At 57.2% G+C, this 14,712-nt stretch carries 13 protein-coding genes; 4 read left to right on the top strand and 9 right to left on the bottom strand.

The annotated features are described in order from the left end of the window. Positions 1-345: 345 nt before the first annotated feature. Genes purT through MSNKSG1_RS03800 form a run of 4 tightly spaced genes read right to left on the bottom strand, consistent with a single transcriptional unit; the run spans position 346 to position 2,845 of the window. Positions 346-1,542, bottom strand: coding sequence for a formate-dependent phosphoribosylglycinamide formyltransferase (gene purT / locus MSNKSG1_RS03815; protein ID WP_008937925.1), 1,197 nt, complete (start codon positions 1,540-1,542; stop codon positions 346-348). Position 1,543: 1 nt separating this feature from the next. Further along, positions 1,544-1,726, bottom strand: a complete 183-nt coding sequence (locus tag MSNKSG1_RS03810; protein WP_008937924.1) for a DUF1289 domain-containing protein — start codon at positions 1,724-1,726, stop codon at positions 1,544-1,546. Then, positions 1,723-2,256: a gamma carbonic anhydrase family protein gene (locus MSNKSG1_RS03805; RefSeq protein ID WP_008937923.1), complete on the bottom strand. Its 534-nt coding sequence runs from the start codon at positions 2,254-2,256 to the stop codon at positions 1,723-1,725. The genes MSNKSG1_RS03810 and MSNKSG1_RS03805 overlap by 4 nt, the downstream gene beginning before the upstream one ends. A 1-nt stretch (position 2,257) precedes the next feature. After that, positions 2,258-2,845, bottom strand: a complete 588-nt coding sequence (locus MSNKSG1_RS03800; RefSeq protein WP_008937922.1) for an NUDIX hydrolase — start codon at positions 2,843-2,845, stop codon at positions 2,258-2,260. 97 nt (positions 2,846-2,942) lie between these two features. Between MSNKSG1_RS03800 and MSNKSG1_RS03795 the strand changes: the two genes are divergently transcribed. Then, positions 2,943-3,488, top strand: coding sequence for an NUDIX hydrolase (locus MSNKSG1_RS03795; RefSeq protein WP_008937921.1), 546 nt, complete (start codon positions 2,943-2,945; stop codon positions 3,486-3,488). On the opposite strand, the gene MSNKSG1_RS03790 is transcribed toward MSNKSG1_RS03795, so the two are convergent. From MSNKSG1_RS03790 to purL, 3 genes are all read right to left on the bottom strand, one after another. Then, positions 3,489-3,800, bottom strand: coding sequence for a Nif3-like dinuclear metal center hexameric protein (locus MSNKSG1_RS03790; RefSeq protein WP_008937920.1), 312 nt, complete (start codon positions 3,798-3,800; stop codon positions 3,489-3,491). Between the two features lie 236 nt (positions 3,801-4,036). Further along, positions 4,037-4,177, bottom strand: a complete 141-nt coding sequence (locus tag MSNKSG1_RS19210) for a hypothetical protein (RefSeq protein ID WP_160164266.1) — start codon at positions 4,175-4,177, stop codon at positions 4,037-4,039. Positions 4,178-4,218: 41 nt separating this feature from the next. After that, positions 4,219-8,124: a phosphoribosylformylglycinamidine synthase gene (purL, locus tag MSNKSG1_RS03785; RefSeq protein ID WP_008937919.1), complete on the bottom strand. Its 3,906-nt coding sequence runs from the start codon at positions 8,122-8,124 to the stop codon at positions 4,219-4,221. Between the two features lie 279 nt (positions 8,125-8,403). Here purL and mltF point away from each other — a divergent pair, with 279 nt between their 5' ends. Then, complete coding sequence (gene mltF / locus MSNKSG1_RS03780) at positions 8,404-9,924, top strand: membrane-bound lytic murein transglycosylase MltF (RefSeq protein ID WP_152638720.1); 1,521 nt, start codon at positions 8,404-8,406, stop codon at positions 9,922-9,924. On the opposite strand, the gene MSNKSG1_RS03775 is transcribed toward mltF, so the two are convergent. After that, complete coding sequence (locus MSNKSG1_RS03775) at positions 9,921-10,412, bottom strand: regulatory protein RecX (RefSeq protein WP_008937917.1); 492 nt, start codon at positions 10,410-10,412, stop codon at positions 9,921-9,923. The genes mltF and MSNKSG1_RS03775 overlap by 4 nt on opposite strands. Before the next feature lie 178 nt (positions 10,413-10,590). Here MSNKSG1_RS03775 and MSNKSG1_RS03770 point away from each other — a divergent pair, with 178 nt between their 5' ends. Continuing rightward, entirely contained in the window at positions 10,591-13,047 is a 2,457-nt protein-coding gene (locus tag MSNKSG1_RS03770; protein ID WP_008937916.1) for a DUF349 domain-containing protein, read from the top strand. A 5-nt stretch (positions 13,048-13,052) separates the two neighbouring features. Here the strand turns inward: MSNKSG1_RS03770 and MSNKSG1_RS03765 are convergent, their stop codons facing one another. After that, on the bottom strand, positions 13,053-13,316 hold the full coding sequence (locus tag MSNKSG1_RS03765; RefSeq protein ID WP_008937915.1) for a late competence development ComFB family protein: 264 nt from the start codon (positions 13,314-13,316) through the stop codon (positions 13,053-13,055). A gap of 183 nt (positions 13,317-13,499) precedes the next feature. Between MSNKSG1_RS03765 and MSNKSG1_RS03760 the strand changes: the two genes are divergently transcribed. Beyond that, a complete protein-coding gene (locus tag MSNKSG1_RS03760; protein ID WP_008937914.1) occupies positions 13,500-14,708 on the top strand; it encodes an acetyl-CoA C-acetyltransferase in 1,209 nt (402 codons plus the stop codon). The last annotated feature ends 4 nt before the right edge of the window (positions 14,709-14,712 follow it).

The raw sequence follows: 14,712 nt of genomic DNA, 5'->3' as shown, positions 1-14,712 counted from the left end.
TTTTCAGCGTCTTCAAACTCTTTCAAATCCGCTAAAAACCGTCCGGCTTACTGCTTCAAACGAGGCGCGCATTCTACACCGAACCGCTACCTTGTCAACCGCTTTCTGAAGAAATCTCAAACTCTTTTTTCTTCAAAGCTTTCAAGCAGTTAACTCCCTCAAAACCCGCCGCCTCAACGGCTTGTCCCTCAGAAGTGGTGCGCATTCTACAGCCCTCAGCCAAACTGTCAACGACCAATTTTCCTTTATTTCAAAACCCTTCGGTTTCCACCTATTCGGCTGTTCAAAACGCGATCAATTCCTTCTTCTTTGAAAGCTCTTACCGGGTGGCTTCACCGCCACACATCAAAGCTCAATCCCCACTGCAGCAGCCGCTGCACGAGCTTTTTCCCGCGCGTTGTCGATGTTATCCGCCTTTGCCAACGCGACGCCCATCCGGCGTCGGCCTGTCAACTCCGGCTTACCAAACAGCCGCAACTGGGTGTCCGGTTCAACAAGTGCCTTCTCAATGTGCGTGTAGACCACGTCGGAAGACTCGCCCTCCGGAAGAATAACAGCAGATGCGCTGGGGCCATTCTGGCGAATCGCCGGTACCGGCAATCCGAGAATCGCCCGCGCATGAAGTGCGAACTCGGAGAGATCCTGAGATACCAGCGTTACCAGACCCGTATCGTGGGGGCGAGGCGACACTTCGGAGAACCAGACGTCATCTCCTTTCACAAAGAGCTCTACGCCATATATGCCGTAGCCCCCAAGATCGTCAACAACAGCGCGGGCAATCTGCCGGGAACGCTCCAGCGCTTTGGGTGACATGGGCTGAGGCTGCCAGGATTCCCGATAATCGCCGTCTTCCTGTCGGTGACCAATCGGATCGCAGAAGGAAATGCCATCACGGTGACGAACGGTCAGCAGGGTTATCTCATAATCAAAATCGACAAAACCTTCGACAATCACACGCCCCTTGCCGGCCCGGCCGCCACTCTGGGCGTATTCCCAAGCCGCATCGATATCAGCGTCGGTTTTGACCGTGCTCTGCCCTTTCCCGGAAGAACTCATGACCGGCTTGACCACCAACGGCAACCCTACTTCCTTAACAGCTGCCAGAAATTCATCCCTGTCTCCGGCAAACCGGTAAGGCGATGTGGGCAACCCCAACTCCTCAGCTGCCAGTCGGCGAATACCTTCCCGGTTCATGGTGAGATTGACTGCCCTGGCCGTCGGAATCACCCGGTAGCCTTCGGTTTCAAGCCGGACCAGCTCCGGCGTGGCGATCGCTTCAATCTCCGGCACGATCAGATCCGGTTTTTCCTGCTCAATAACGGCCCGAAGCGCGGCGGCATCCAACATATCGAGAACATGAGAGCGATGCGCTACCTGCATGGCCGGGGCATTGGCGTACCGATCAACCGCAATGACTTCGACGCCAAGACGCTGAAGCTCGATCACCACCTCCTTGCCGAGCTCGCCCGAGCCACAGAACAGAACCCTGAACGCGTTTGCCTTGAGCGGAGTACCAATACGCACCGAATGTTTGTCTGTCATTTCAGAGGGCCACCTTTTCTTCCCGTTTTGCAACTTCATGCAAGACATCTCTGCGTTCCTCGTTGGTCATCCGGGTCCAACGTAAAATTTCGTCGCCGGTCCGATGGCAACCGATACAGAGGTCGTTTTCATCAAGAGCGCACACACTCACACACGGAGAACGCACTTTTTCCGAACTTTTCATCTAGAGGGCTCGCAGGGTGACAGTTGTTCCCTGTACCGTGCGGCATTCTCAACATAGTGTGCCGCGCTCATTTCCAGCATTTTTTTCTGCTGATCGTTGAGCTGCTTTTTGATCTTGCCAGGCGAGCCGACGACCATCGAACCATCCGGGATTTCCATACCCTCCGGGATCAGCGTATTGGCGCCAATCAGGCAATGCTTACCGATTTTCGCCCCATTCAGCACGACCGCATTGATACCGATCAGCGAGTAATCTCCGATATCACAACCGTGCAGCATCACCTTGTGCCCCACGGTTACCCCCCGACCAAGGGTCAGGGGAATTCCCGGGTCCGTGTGCAACACCGATCCGTCCTGAACATTCGACTCCGGTCCGATAGTGATAAGGTCGTTGTCACCACGAATAACGACGTTGTACCAGACACTGCTTTTTTCCATCAGCTTCACGCTGCCAATCACGGACGCGTTATGGGCAACAAACTGATTCTCACCAACCAACTCCGGACTGCGCTTGTCCAACTCGAAGTACATGTCAGCCTCCTAAAGGGGGTTCGAGCAAATCAATGCCTGCATCGTACACGGCGTTCAGAAAGTCCACCAGAACCACGGCAGACAGCCCCCAGATCTGATAACGATCCCACCGGTAACAGGGCACATAGAAAGTATTATTGAGGAAATTGAGAGAGTCGGTCCGCTCCCGGCGATCTTCCAGGAAAAACGATACAGGCACACGAAAGACGCTCTCGATCTCCGCAGGATTGGGTTCCAGGGGGTGATCGACCGGGACCACCCCGACGTAAGGAGTCACCAGAATTCCATAGCGCGACATCACCTGACTGAGGGGCGCAATGACCTCGACCTCGCTCGGGGGAAGGCCAATCTCCTCGTGGGTTTCACGCAAGGCCGTCGCTGCCAGAGACGGATCGCCGGGGTCACGCTTACCCCCTGGATAAGCGACCTGACCTCGATGGGTACTGAGGGTCGATGACCTCAGCGTAAAAATCATTTCGGGATTCCCGGGCGAATCGGTGATCGGAACCAGGATACCCGCCTCCGGGTAATCCAGCGCCAGCTGTCGCGGTGCGTATCCAGCCAATCGTTGGGTCAGAAAATCTCGCAATGAACCACTCCCGGGAACGTCGCCATATTGGCTGGGACAGAGGTAGCCGGTATGGTTAAACTGACTACTAAAACCCAACCAGTATACGGTGAAAAACATGAAGTATTGCAGCTTTTGCGGCCATCCGGTGGAACAGCGTATCCCCGAGGGGGACAACCGGCACCGCTATGTCTGTACCAGCTGCGAAACCATACATTACCAGAACCCACGAATCATCGCCGGTACCGTTCCTGTGTGGGAGGGGAAAATTCTTCTGTGCAAACGTGCAATAGAACCCCGCTATGGTTATTGGACTCTACCGGCGGGCTTCATGGAAAATGCCGAAACAACGATTGAAGCGGCAGCCCGTGAAACACAGGAAGAAGCGCTGGCCGAAGTAGACATCGAAGGACTGTTCTCCATCATCGACGTCCCTCACATCAACCAGGTTCATATGTTTTACCGGGCCAGCCTGATCGGGGGTAAATTCGGCGCAGGCGAAGAGTCGCTGGAATCACGCCTGTTCGGTGTCGATGAAATCCCGTGGGAGGAAATCTCCTTCCCGACCGTCAAAAAGACCCTTGAGCTCTTCCTTGAGGATATGAAGTCGGATCACTATCAGGTTCATCTGAAGGACATCCGCCGCCCGATGTCCCGGACCTGATCAGAGCATCTCCATCCGGTAAATCTCATAGGCGGGCTCTTCGTAGGGATGCGCCCGCTTGAAAGCCTCAAGTGCCCTGTCGATTACCGCGTCATCACACACCAGCTCCACCTTGAATTCGTCGACGACCTCAAGCTCACCCTGATTGCCAAGGAAAGGATCGCTTCCTTCCAGCGGTCGGAACTGTCCCTGCCCCCGGCATTGCCATGCACAACAGTCGTAATCACCAATCTTTCCGGCGCCCGCATCAAACAGGGCCTGCTTGGTCTGTTCCAGATGGGACTCGGGTACGAAATAGCAGAACTTGAACATGCAAAGCCTCCTCCATTTGCGGACATTTTTTGTACAGATTAGCAACTTAGACACTTACCCACAGAATCTGTGGATAACTCTGGGGAAACTTTTTGGGAACACGCCTCGAAACCCCGTAAATACTGCACTCCCCTCAAATTGGCGACAAAATGGCCCGATTATTTTTCTCGTTTATTTTCAATACCTTGAGAGATCCGATCAAATATTGAACCAAGATCCCTTCCTTTGTTCACACATCACACAACCGGGCTCCATAAATGTGCATAAAAGCACTGCGTCAAGCGTTTTTTTTGCCATTTCAGCGCTTTTTTACCTTGAAATGCGCCCCAAAAAAAGGCAATCGAGCCACAAAAAAACCGGTGCAGGATGACATTCATTCAGAACGCCTCCTGCACCGGTTTTCAGGACTACCGATAGGTTAGCTGAACCACCGCCTCGCATTGCGGAACATACGCATCCATGGACCATCTTCCTGCCATTGAGCAGGTCTCCATGAATACTGGATAGCCCTGAAAACCCGCTCCGGGTGCGGCATCATGATTGTTACCCTGCCATCGCGGCTCGTAACCCCTGTGATGCCGCCTTCAGACCCGTTCGGGTTGAACGGATAGCGTTGGGTAACCTCGCCCCGGTTATCCACGTATCGCAACGCGACCAATTCGTTCTCGGCAAGTGTCGCAGCAGAGTTGCTACCGGCGAATTCCACCCGACCTTCACCATGAGCAACGGCAATCGGCATCCGAGACCCACTCATTCCATCCAGAAATGCCGATGGCGATGAGGGCACCTCCACCATGACCAGGCGCGCTTCGAACTGCTCGGACTCATTCCTGACAAAACGCGGCCAGCCGTCGCTACCCGGTATAAGTTCGTGCAGGTTCGACAGCATCTGACAGCCATTACAGACCCCCAGAGCCAACGTATCCTGGCGGTTGAAAAATTCCGCGAACTGGTCACGGACCCGGTCGCTGAACAGAATCGACTTTGCCCATCCTTCCCCGGCGCCGAGAACATCGCCGTAGGAAAAGCCGCCACAGGCCACCAGTGTCTTGAAGCCCTCCAGTGAGCTCCGACCGGACAACAGGTCGCTCATGTGAACATCCACTGCATCGAAACCTGCCCTGTCGAAGGCGGCTGCCATCTCAACCTGACCGTTAACGCCCTGCTCCCTCAGCACTGCGACCTTCGGACGCGCACCACGGGCAATGTAGGGAGCCGCAATATCGTCATCAAGGTCAAAGGTTAACGCCGCATTCAGACCGGGATCGCTGGTATCCAGCAGGTTGTCGAACTCTTCTCCCGCGCAGTCGGCATTGTCCCGCAGCGACTGGATACGGTAACTGGTTTCCGCCCAGAGCCGCTGAAGATCCGCACGTGGCTCGTCGACCACCGTCTCGCCCTCAAATGAGAGTCGAAGCCGGTCTTCGGTGTTCAGCGTACCGATCACGCTGGTATGGTCGCCCAAGCCTGCTGCGGAGAATTGCTGGAGAACGAAGCTGGTATCCTCCCGACGAACCTGAATGACGGCACCCAACTCCTCATTGAACAGTTCACGAGCGAACTGGGAGCTATCCTCCGCCAGGCCATCCAGTTTGATATCAATGCCGGTATGGCCGGCAAAACACATCTCGGCCAGGGTGACGAAAAGACCACCGTCGGAACGGTCGTGATAAGCCAGCAGTTTGCCGTCGCCATTCAGGCCCTGAATCACCGCAAAGAATGCCTTGATGTCCTCAGGATCGTCGAGGTCCGGAGCCACGGCTCCGACATGGCGATAAACCTGCGCCAGCGCAGAGCCACCCAGCCGATTCTGACCGGCCGCGAGATCCACCAGAATAAGGTCGGTCTCTCCCGAGTCCGTATCCAATTGAGGTGTCAGGGTCCGGGAGACATCGGTAACCGGGGCAAAACCGCTGACAATCAAAGAAAGCGGTGCCGTCACGCTTTTGGATTCGCCGTTATCCTCCTCCCAGGTCATTTTCATGGACATGGAATCCTTGCCAACCGGGATCGTAATGCCCAGCGCCGGACACAACTCCATACCCACCGCACGAACGGTTTCGTAAAGATTCTCGTCTTCGCCCGGATGCCCTGCCGCGGCCATCCAGTTCGCCGACAGCCTGATATCCGACAATGTGCCGATAGGCGCAGCCGCAAGGTTGGTGATGACCTCACCAACGGCCATGCGTCCCGAGGCGGGTGCGTCAATGACCGCCACGGGCGTACGCTCGCCCATCGCCATGGCCTCGCCAGTGCGAACATCAAAAGAACTGGCGGTAACAGCGACGTCACTGACCGGAACCTGCCAGGGGCCGACCATCTGGTCCCGGGCAACCAGGCCGGTGATGGTCCGGTCCCCGATCGTGATCAGGAAACTTTTCGAACCGACCGCCGGCAGTCGAAGTACCCGGCGAATCGCGTCGTTCAGATCAACCTGGGTGGAGTCAAAAATCGGTTTGGTAAAGGATGAGCGGGTCACGCTGCGATGCATGCGCGGCGGCTTGCCAAAGAGTACCTCCATGGGCAGGTCAACCGGCTTGTCATCGAAGTACGAGTCGCCCAGCTCAAGATGATGGGCTTCAGTGGCCTCGCCAATCACGGAGTAAGGGCAACGCTCCCGACGACACAGTGCGTCGAAAAGGTCCAGATTCTCCGGCGCAACGGCCATCACGTACCGCTCCTGGGACTCGTTACACCAGATCTCCAATGGAGACATTCCAGGCTCATCGCTGAGAATATCCCGCAACTCGAACTTTCCGCCCCGGCCACCATCTTTGACCAGTTCGGGCATTGCGTTGGACAGTCCACCGGCGCCCACATCGTGGATGAAGCAGATCGGGTTTTCGTCACCCATCTGCCAGCAACGATCGATCACTTCCTGGCAACGCCGTTCCATTTCCGGGTTATCACGTTGGACCGATGCGAAATCCAGATGTTCGTTACTGGTCCCGGAATCCATGGAGGACGCAGCGCCACCGCCCAGCCCGATCAGCATTGAGGGCCCCCCAAGCACAATCAGCTTGGCGCCAACCGGGATATTGCCTTTCTCCACGTGCTGCTCACGAATATTGCCGAGCCCCCCGGCAATCATGATCGGCTTGTGGTAACCGCGCACTTCCTCTCCGGCCGCTCCCGGGACCTTCTCTTCAAAGGTGCGGAAGTAGCCGGCCAGATTCGGGCGACCGAATTCGTTGTTAAACGAGGCGCCGCCGATGGGTCCCTCAATCATGATATCCAGCGCGGAAGCGATACGATCGGGTTTGCCATATCCAATTTCCCAGGGCTGCGGATCGTCGGGGAGATTGAGATTGGAAACAGTGAACCCGGTCAGGCCTGCCTTTGGCTTGGAGCCTCGCCCGGTCGCGCCCTCATCACGGATCTCACCGCCCGAACCTGTGGCAGACCCGGCTGCAGGCGCAATCGCAGTGGGGTGGTTGTGAGTTTCCACTTTCATGAGGATATGAATGTCTTCCTCATGGTATCCATAGACGCCGGTTTCGGGATCCGGGAAAAAGCGTCCGCCACGGCTACCGCGAATCACCGAGGCATTGTCCTTGTATGCCGACAGCACACCGTCACTGTTCATTTCGAAGGTGTTGCGAATCATCGCGAACAGGGATTTCTCCTGTCCCTCGCCATCGATGTCCCAGGAGGCGTTGAAGATTTTGTGTCGACAGTGTTCGGAGTTGGCCTGGGCAAACATCATCAGCTCAACGTCCGTGGGATCGCGCTGAAGGTCGGTAAACGACGTCACGAGATAATCAATTTCGTCGTCCGCAAGGGCCAGCCCCAGATTCCGGTTGGCCTTGACCAATGCCTCCCTGCCGCCAGAGAGCACCGGAACCCGGGCCAGAGGACGAGGCTCGTCGTGGCTGAAAAGGAGCTCCGCGCCTCCCATTTCATGGAACACCTTCTGTGTCATACGATCGTGGAGCAGGGCCGCAATCTTCTCCCGCTGTTCCAGCCCGAGCTTCCTGCTGGCGCGAATGTAATAGGCAATGCCCCGCTCGATACGATGAATCTGTCTCAATCCGCAGTTGCGGGCAATATCGGTCGCCTTGCTGGACCAGGGCGACAGGGTTCCTGGCCGGGGAACAACCAGAAAAAGAACACCCTCCGGATCTTCCACCGGAACGCTCGGGCCATACACGAGAAGACGGTCCAGGATCGCCTGCTCAGCATCGGAAAGGTCGAACTCAAGGTCCACAAAGTGCATGAACTCTGCATACACGTGCTCAACTTCCGGGACGATATCCTGAATCCGGGAATGCAGTTTGCGGGAACGGAAGGGCGAAAGCGCGGGTGCGCCGCGAAGTTCAAGCATGATATCAACCTGTATCGCGCGAAAAGAAAGGGAATCCGGTGCAATTTGAAAGCCCGCAATGATACTTGAAAGCGAAGCCGGGATACAGCGCACCTGCGGTTATTGCGCACCCAGATAATTGACATTGTTTTGCATTGTCATACCGGCGTTTTATTGACCAGAGCGAACCGGCCAAGGATCATGTAGAAAGCAAGGAAGCGACGAACACCAGGATCCAGAAATACGCGAGCGAAATCCGTGCGTATCTGGCTGAAGAAAGTTCTCAGGGAGATCAGGGATTTGCCCAGATTATTGCACCGCCTTTTTGCTTCCAGAGCCCCCGTCGCCCTGGTCATCGGTGCAGCCCTTACACTCTCGGGCTGCTCACGCCCGAGTACCGTCCAGGAAATTCGCAACGAAGGAACCCTGCACGTCATTACCCGGGTGGCGCCTTCGATCTACTACGAAGGTCGGGACGGCCCTACCGGCTACGACTACGAACTCGCCAAACGTCTTGCCGAAAAACTGGGCGTGAACCTCAAGGTCCGGACCGCCGAGGACAACACCGAGATACTGTCGGTCCTTGATCGAGATTACGCTCATATTGGCATGGCGGGTCTTTCCGATCAGCCAGAGTTCGACAAGCGATTCCGAACACTCGCCACCGGCATCCAAACCCAGTCCGTTGTGGTTTATCACCGGGACATGAGTCGGCCAGAGTCCCTCGCAGACCTGTCCGGGAAGAGCCTGAATCTGGTCGCCGACAGCGATCATGAAGCAATCCTGAAGTCGCTTGGCGCCCTGGATCAGTCGATTACGCTGAAAACACACCCCGGCCTCGATCCCGCCGGCATTCTTGCCCGGGTCGAGAGTGGAAAGTATCCCTTTGCCGTCGTCTCGTCCAATGAACTGGAACTGAATCAGGTGTTTTTCCCACACGTGAAGGAGGCGTTCGCACTGGGCAAACCCCGTGAACTGGTCTGGCTGTTCCCCAAAGAACAGGACGACACCCTCGTCAAGACGGCGCGCTCGGTCCTGAATGACCTGAAAGAGAACGGTGTGCTGGCCCAACTGTCCGAGCGATTCTACGGCCATCTCGACCGGCTCAATTACGTGGGGGCGCGCACTTTCATGTTCCACGTTCGTAATCGACTACCGAAATATGAAGACCTTTTCCGGGAACAGGCCAAGGCGTTCGACATGGATTGGCGGCTGCTTGCGGCCATCGGATACCAGGAATCCCACTGGAGACCCAACGCCGTCTCCCCAACCGGGGTACGGGGGCTGATGATGCTGACGCGCAACACTGCCAGCTACATCGGCGTCAACAACCGACTGGACGCTGAAGAGAGCATTGAGGGAGGCGCCCGCTACTTCCAGATCGTGCATGACAAAATCCCGGAGCGCATACCAGAGCCGGATCGCACCTGGTTTGCCCTGGCTTCCTACAATGTCGGCTTCGGGCACCTTGAGGACGCCCGACGACTGGCAGAAAGTGCCGGAAAGGATCCCGATCGCTGGATTGACGTGAAGGAATTTCTGCCACTGCTGGCCCAGAAAGAGTGGTACTCGAAGACCCGTTTCGGATACGCCCGGGGCCAGGAGCCCGTCATCTATGTTCAGAACATCCGCCGCTATTACGACGTATTGGCCCGTCTGACCTCGCCGGCTGCCCCTGTCTCTCCTGAAGTACCTCCACAATTGTCCAGTGCCGAGTCCACGGACAGCCAGAGCAATGCCGATACATCACCGGCGAAGGACGATCCCGAACTCAGAGCGAGCCTGCCTCCGGACCTGAGCGTGATTCCTCCGACGCTCTAGTCACAACCCCGTTCCTCAGGGAGGGACGTCGCCTCAAGGGCCGCTTCGACCTGGCTGGCAGAGAAACCGCGACGGTTCAGGAATCGGGCCTGCCTGGCCTTTTCCTCCCAGTTGTCGTCAAGATCTGACAGTCCGAATCGACGATCCCTCAGGCGAATGGCATTGTGGCACCACGCCGTTTCATCCATGTCATCAAAACAGGCCGGTGTTGCTCGGACTCCCCTTTGCTGCAATTCCCCCATAATCCTCAAGGGCCCATACCCAAGATCCAGGCGCTGACGGGCGTAAACATCGGCAAACCGGTTATCATCCAGCCAGCCTTCCGCTTCATATTCGTCGAGAACCTCCCGGATCAGATCATCCTCGAACCGGCGCTGCCTGAGTTTCAGCGACAGCTCAAGCCGACTGTGCTCCCGCCGCGCCAGCAATCTCAGCGCCGTCGCGCGGGCCCGGTATTGTTCATCATCACGATTTTCCTGTTTTGCCATTCAGACCCTTTCCGCAAACGCCATCAAAACGCTAGAATAGCCCCCGATTTTCCATCATCGGATGAGCCTGATCACCAGAGACCATCCGATGCCCGTACCCGGCATACCGAGCCGATGGCCGGTGACGGAGCACTTTGCCCGACACCGAGGACTGGTTTCAATCCCAAAGGACACCTTCATGGCCGCATTTATCCAGAAACTGTTCAAATCCCGCAAATCCGCGAAACCGGCGCCCAAAGAAGCGGACAGCCCAACGCAGGCCCCTGTCGAGGACACGCGAACCACTCAGCGGGACAAACAGCTTGAAGCGCTTGGGGGTCAGGCTACCCAGGACGAACTGGCCGACCTCGCGATCAATGGTGTGACTGCCGATATTCGCCTCTCAGCGGCCCAGAAGCTCACCGACCCTGAGTCGCTCCAACGGGTTCAGAAACAGGCCAAAGGGCGGGATAAGGGCGTCTATCAGATCGCCAAGCAGGCTCTTCAGGCCCTCAAGGAGGCCCGGGACCTGGAAGCCGACACGGCCAGGAAAATCCAGAAACTGATCATCAGCGCCGAAGAACAGGCCAACAGCGAAGACACCAAGCTTTTCGAAGCACGCCTGGATGCCCTGCTGGGCCAATGGCAGCCGGTGGAATCCTCAGCCACGGCGGAGCAAACCCAACAGTTTCTGGAGGCAGTTCACCGCTGTCGCCAGCGCCTCCAGGACATTGAATCCGAGTTGGCCGAATCCCTGCGACACGAGGAACAACAGCGGCAACGGGAGGAAACCCTCTCCCTGCTCGAGGACACCCTTGAGGGGCTGAAATCCCGGACGACAGACCTGCCCTCTCTGTCCTCGCTGGACGCCTTGCAACGAACCCAGGAAAATCGCTGGCTCGAAGCCACACGCGATACCGATGTAGGAAAGCAGGAACAGAAGGCTTACGAAACGCACATGCAGAGCCTGCGGCATTATCTGGGCGCCGTTCGCCGCCTTTCGCAGGCCGAGGATACGATCAGCCAGCTCTCCGAGCTTTTCAACTCCGGCGAACCCACTTCGCAAGAACACCGGGAACAAGGGAAAACCCTTCTGAAAAACATTGACTGGCCAGAGGGTTTCCCTCTGCCCCAGGCTCTGGAATCGGTTCGAAAGCTCGCCGGAAAGCGTCCTGACACCCCGCCGGTACAGAAAGACACGCAGGAACAACAGGCTCTTTCCGACGACCTCAAAAACCTGATCGAAAAGCTTGAGTCCGCCCTTGAGGCAAAGCAGTTCCGGGAGTCCAGACAACTTCTCAAGTCGGCACAGAACCAGTTCAAACAGCTCGATCGTCGGCATGCCCGCCCCTTCCAGGCGCGCATGCAATTGCTTGCCGGCCAGTTCCGGGAGCTGAGTGACTGGCAGGGGTTTGCCACCGAGCCCAAACAGATCGCGCTGTGCGAACAGATGGAATACCTGGCAAACCAACCCATGGAACCGGAAGCCAAGGCGGAGCGGATTAAAGAGCTTCAGACCGAGTGGCGGGAACTTGGCGGCTCGTCCGACCGGACTCTGTGGACCAGATTCAAGGCAGCCTCGGATAAGGCCTTTGAACCCTGCAAGGCGTATTTTGAAGCCAAATCCGGGCTCAAGCAGGCCAATCTTGAGAAACGTCAGGCAATCTGCGACGAACTCGAGACTTTCCTGACGCAGGCGAACTGGGACAACGTGGACTGGAAGGGCGCGGAGCGGATCCACCAGACCGCCCGACAGGAGTGGAAGCAGGCCTGGCCCGTCGAATTCCGTGATAACCGCCAGGTTCAGAAGCGATTCGACGAGTTGCTACGCCAGTTGGAAAAGCCGCTTGATGAAGAGCGTCGTCGTAACGAGACCCTGAAACAGGAGATCGTTGAAAAAGCTCAGGCGCTGGTGGAACACGAACCCTTGCAGGAGGCCATGAACGAGGCCAAAGCGCTTCAGGCCGAGTGGAAGGCCATTGGCATTACCCGGCACCGCGAAGACAGGAAACTCTGGCAAGCCTTCCGAAAAGCCTGTGATCTGATTTTTGAACGCCGGGATGCTCAGCGGAATGCCCGCCATCAGGCTACGGAACTGGCCGACCAGACCGCCAGTGAAGTACTGGAGAACCTGGACTCAGATGCGACGCCCGAATCCGACGAAGCCATCCAGCAGGCCCTGACTCGGATTCAGTCAATCGATATGGGCGCACTGTCCGATGCACTCAAAGACCGGGTTCGGGCAAAACGTCAGGATCTTCAGGAAAAACTGAAAGCCGTGCGGCTGACACAGAAAATCGGACACTGGCAGCACTTGATCGAAGCCCGTAAAAACGGCGGCATCGTGCCCTCAGAGATCCCCGATCACTGGCATCGCCTTGTGGCCGGCCAGACAGCCCTGCCCGCCCAGGAGCTTGTCATCCGTGCCGAAATTCTCGGTGGCGTTGAATCCCCTGCGGATGAGCAACAACGGAGAATGGAGATTCAGGTTAAAAGACTCAGCGCAGGGCTGGGCAACAGCGATCAGCAGCCTGATCCGTTGCAGGAAATCGAACAGCTTGTCGCCCAATGGTGTCTCCAGCCTTTCGAAGAACCGGTCGACAGCAGTCTGGCGAGCCGCCTGAATAACGCCTTGATGGCGGCTGCCTCCAACTAACCCTGCTATTCCCGCCGATGTTCACTGACAAACGCCCTGGCTGCACGAACAGCGGCCAGGGATTTGTCCTTCATATCTTTCAGTTCCTCGTCTGCCAGATAGAACATCATGTCGATCGAATGCCGGTAATAGCGCGTGGGTAAGCGGTTCAGCGCCACGCACATGACGTCGGTCAGGTAATCCGCATTATCCGTCTGCTCCCTTGTTGCCTCGATCGCATCTGCCACCAGGCGCTCATAAAAGTTGTCGATCGCATCTCTTAGGGACATCCCAGACCTCCCGGATATATTCTCTTCTACCCTGAAACATAGAAGCCCGCGGGGCGATTGTCATGGCCGGTGAGCAATTTCGCCAATGGGATTGGCAGCCCGCGTCATTACGCCTGTCCCGGTTCAGAGGCTATGGTTACCTGCATAACAGATAACCATCCAACCATCACCAGAGGACAGGCAATGAGCACCGAAGCCTACATCTTCGACGCGGTTCGTACCCCCAGGGGGCGCGGCAAAAAAGACGGTTCACTGCACAGCGTCAAACCCATCAGCCTGCTGACAACGGTGCTGCATGCCCTAGAGACCCGGAACAGCCTGAATACAGCTGAAGTGGACGACATCGTCATGGGCTGTGTCACAGCCGTCGGCGATCAGGGCGCCGACATTGCCAAGACGGCCGCCCTCGCGGCCGACTGGGACGAAAAGGTCGCGGGCGTAACACTGAACCGTTTTTGCGCGTCCGGGCTCGAGGCGGTGAACCTGGCTGCCATGAAGGTTCGCTCCGGCTGGGAGGACCTCGTCGTCGCCGGCGGTGTTGAAGCCATGTCCCGTGTTCCAATGGGATCCGATGGCGGTGCCTGGGCCACCGATCCGGAAACCAACCTCCACACAGGATTCATGCCTCAGGGTATCGGTGCTGATCTTATTGCGACACTTGAAGGTTTCTCCCGCGAGGACGTCGACGGGTTCGCCGTGAACTCGCAAAGAAAGGCGGCCAACGCCTGGGAAAACGGTTACTTCAACAAATCCATCATCCCCGTGACCGACCAGAACGGCGTGGTGATCCTGGACAGTGATGAACATGTCCGGGGCAACACCACCGTGGAATCCCTGGCCAGCCTGAAACCATCCTTCCAGATGATGGGAGAAATGGGTTTCGATGGCGTGGCCCGTGAAAAGTACCACTATGTCGAGAAGATCAACCACGTTCACCACGCGGGCAATTCCTCGGGCATCGTTGATGGCGCCACTGCCATGCTGATCGGCAGCGAAGCCAAGGGGCGTGAGCTGGGCCTGACACCACGGGCGCGCATCGTAGCCACCGCCGTCACGAGTACCGACCCCACCATTATGCTGACCGGCCCCGCACCAGCGGCGCGCAAGGCGCTGGCAAAGGCGGGGATGTCGGTCGATCAGATCGACCTGTTCGAAGTCAACGAAGCGTTCGCCTCCGTTGTCATGCGCTTCCAGCGGGAACTCGCCGTGCCGGATGAAAAGGTCAACGTTAACGGCGGAGCCATCGCCATGGGCCATCCGCTCGGTGCCACTGGAGCCATGATTCTGGGCACCCTGCTGGATGAGCTGGAACGCCGTGAACTGCGCTACGGCCTTGCCACACTCTGCGTGGGCGGCGGCATGGGCATCGCCACCATCATCGAACGCGTCTGACCCC

The sequence above is a fragment of the Marinobacter santoriniensis NKSG1 genome (assembly GCF_000347775.1).
Classification (GTDB): Bacteria; Pseudomonadota; Gammaproteobacteria; order Pseudomonadales; family Oleiphilaceae; genus Marinobacter; species Marinobacter santoriniensis.
The sequence above is the reverse complement of the archived record's forward strand: the minus strand, read 5'-3'. Positions and strand labels throughout refer to the sequence as shown.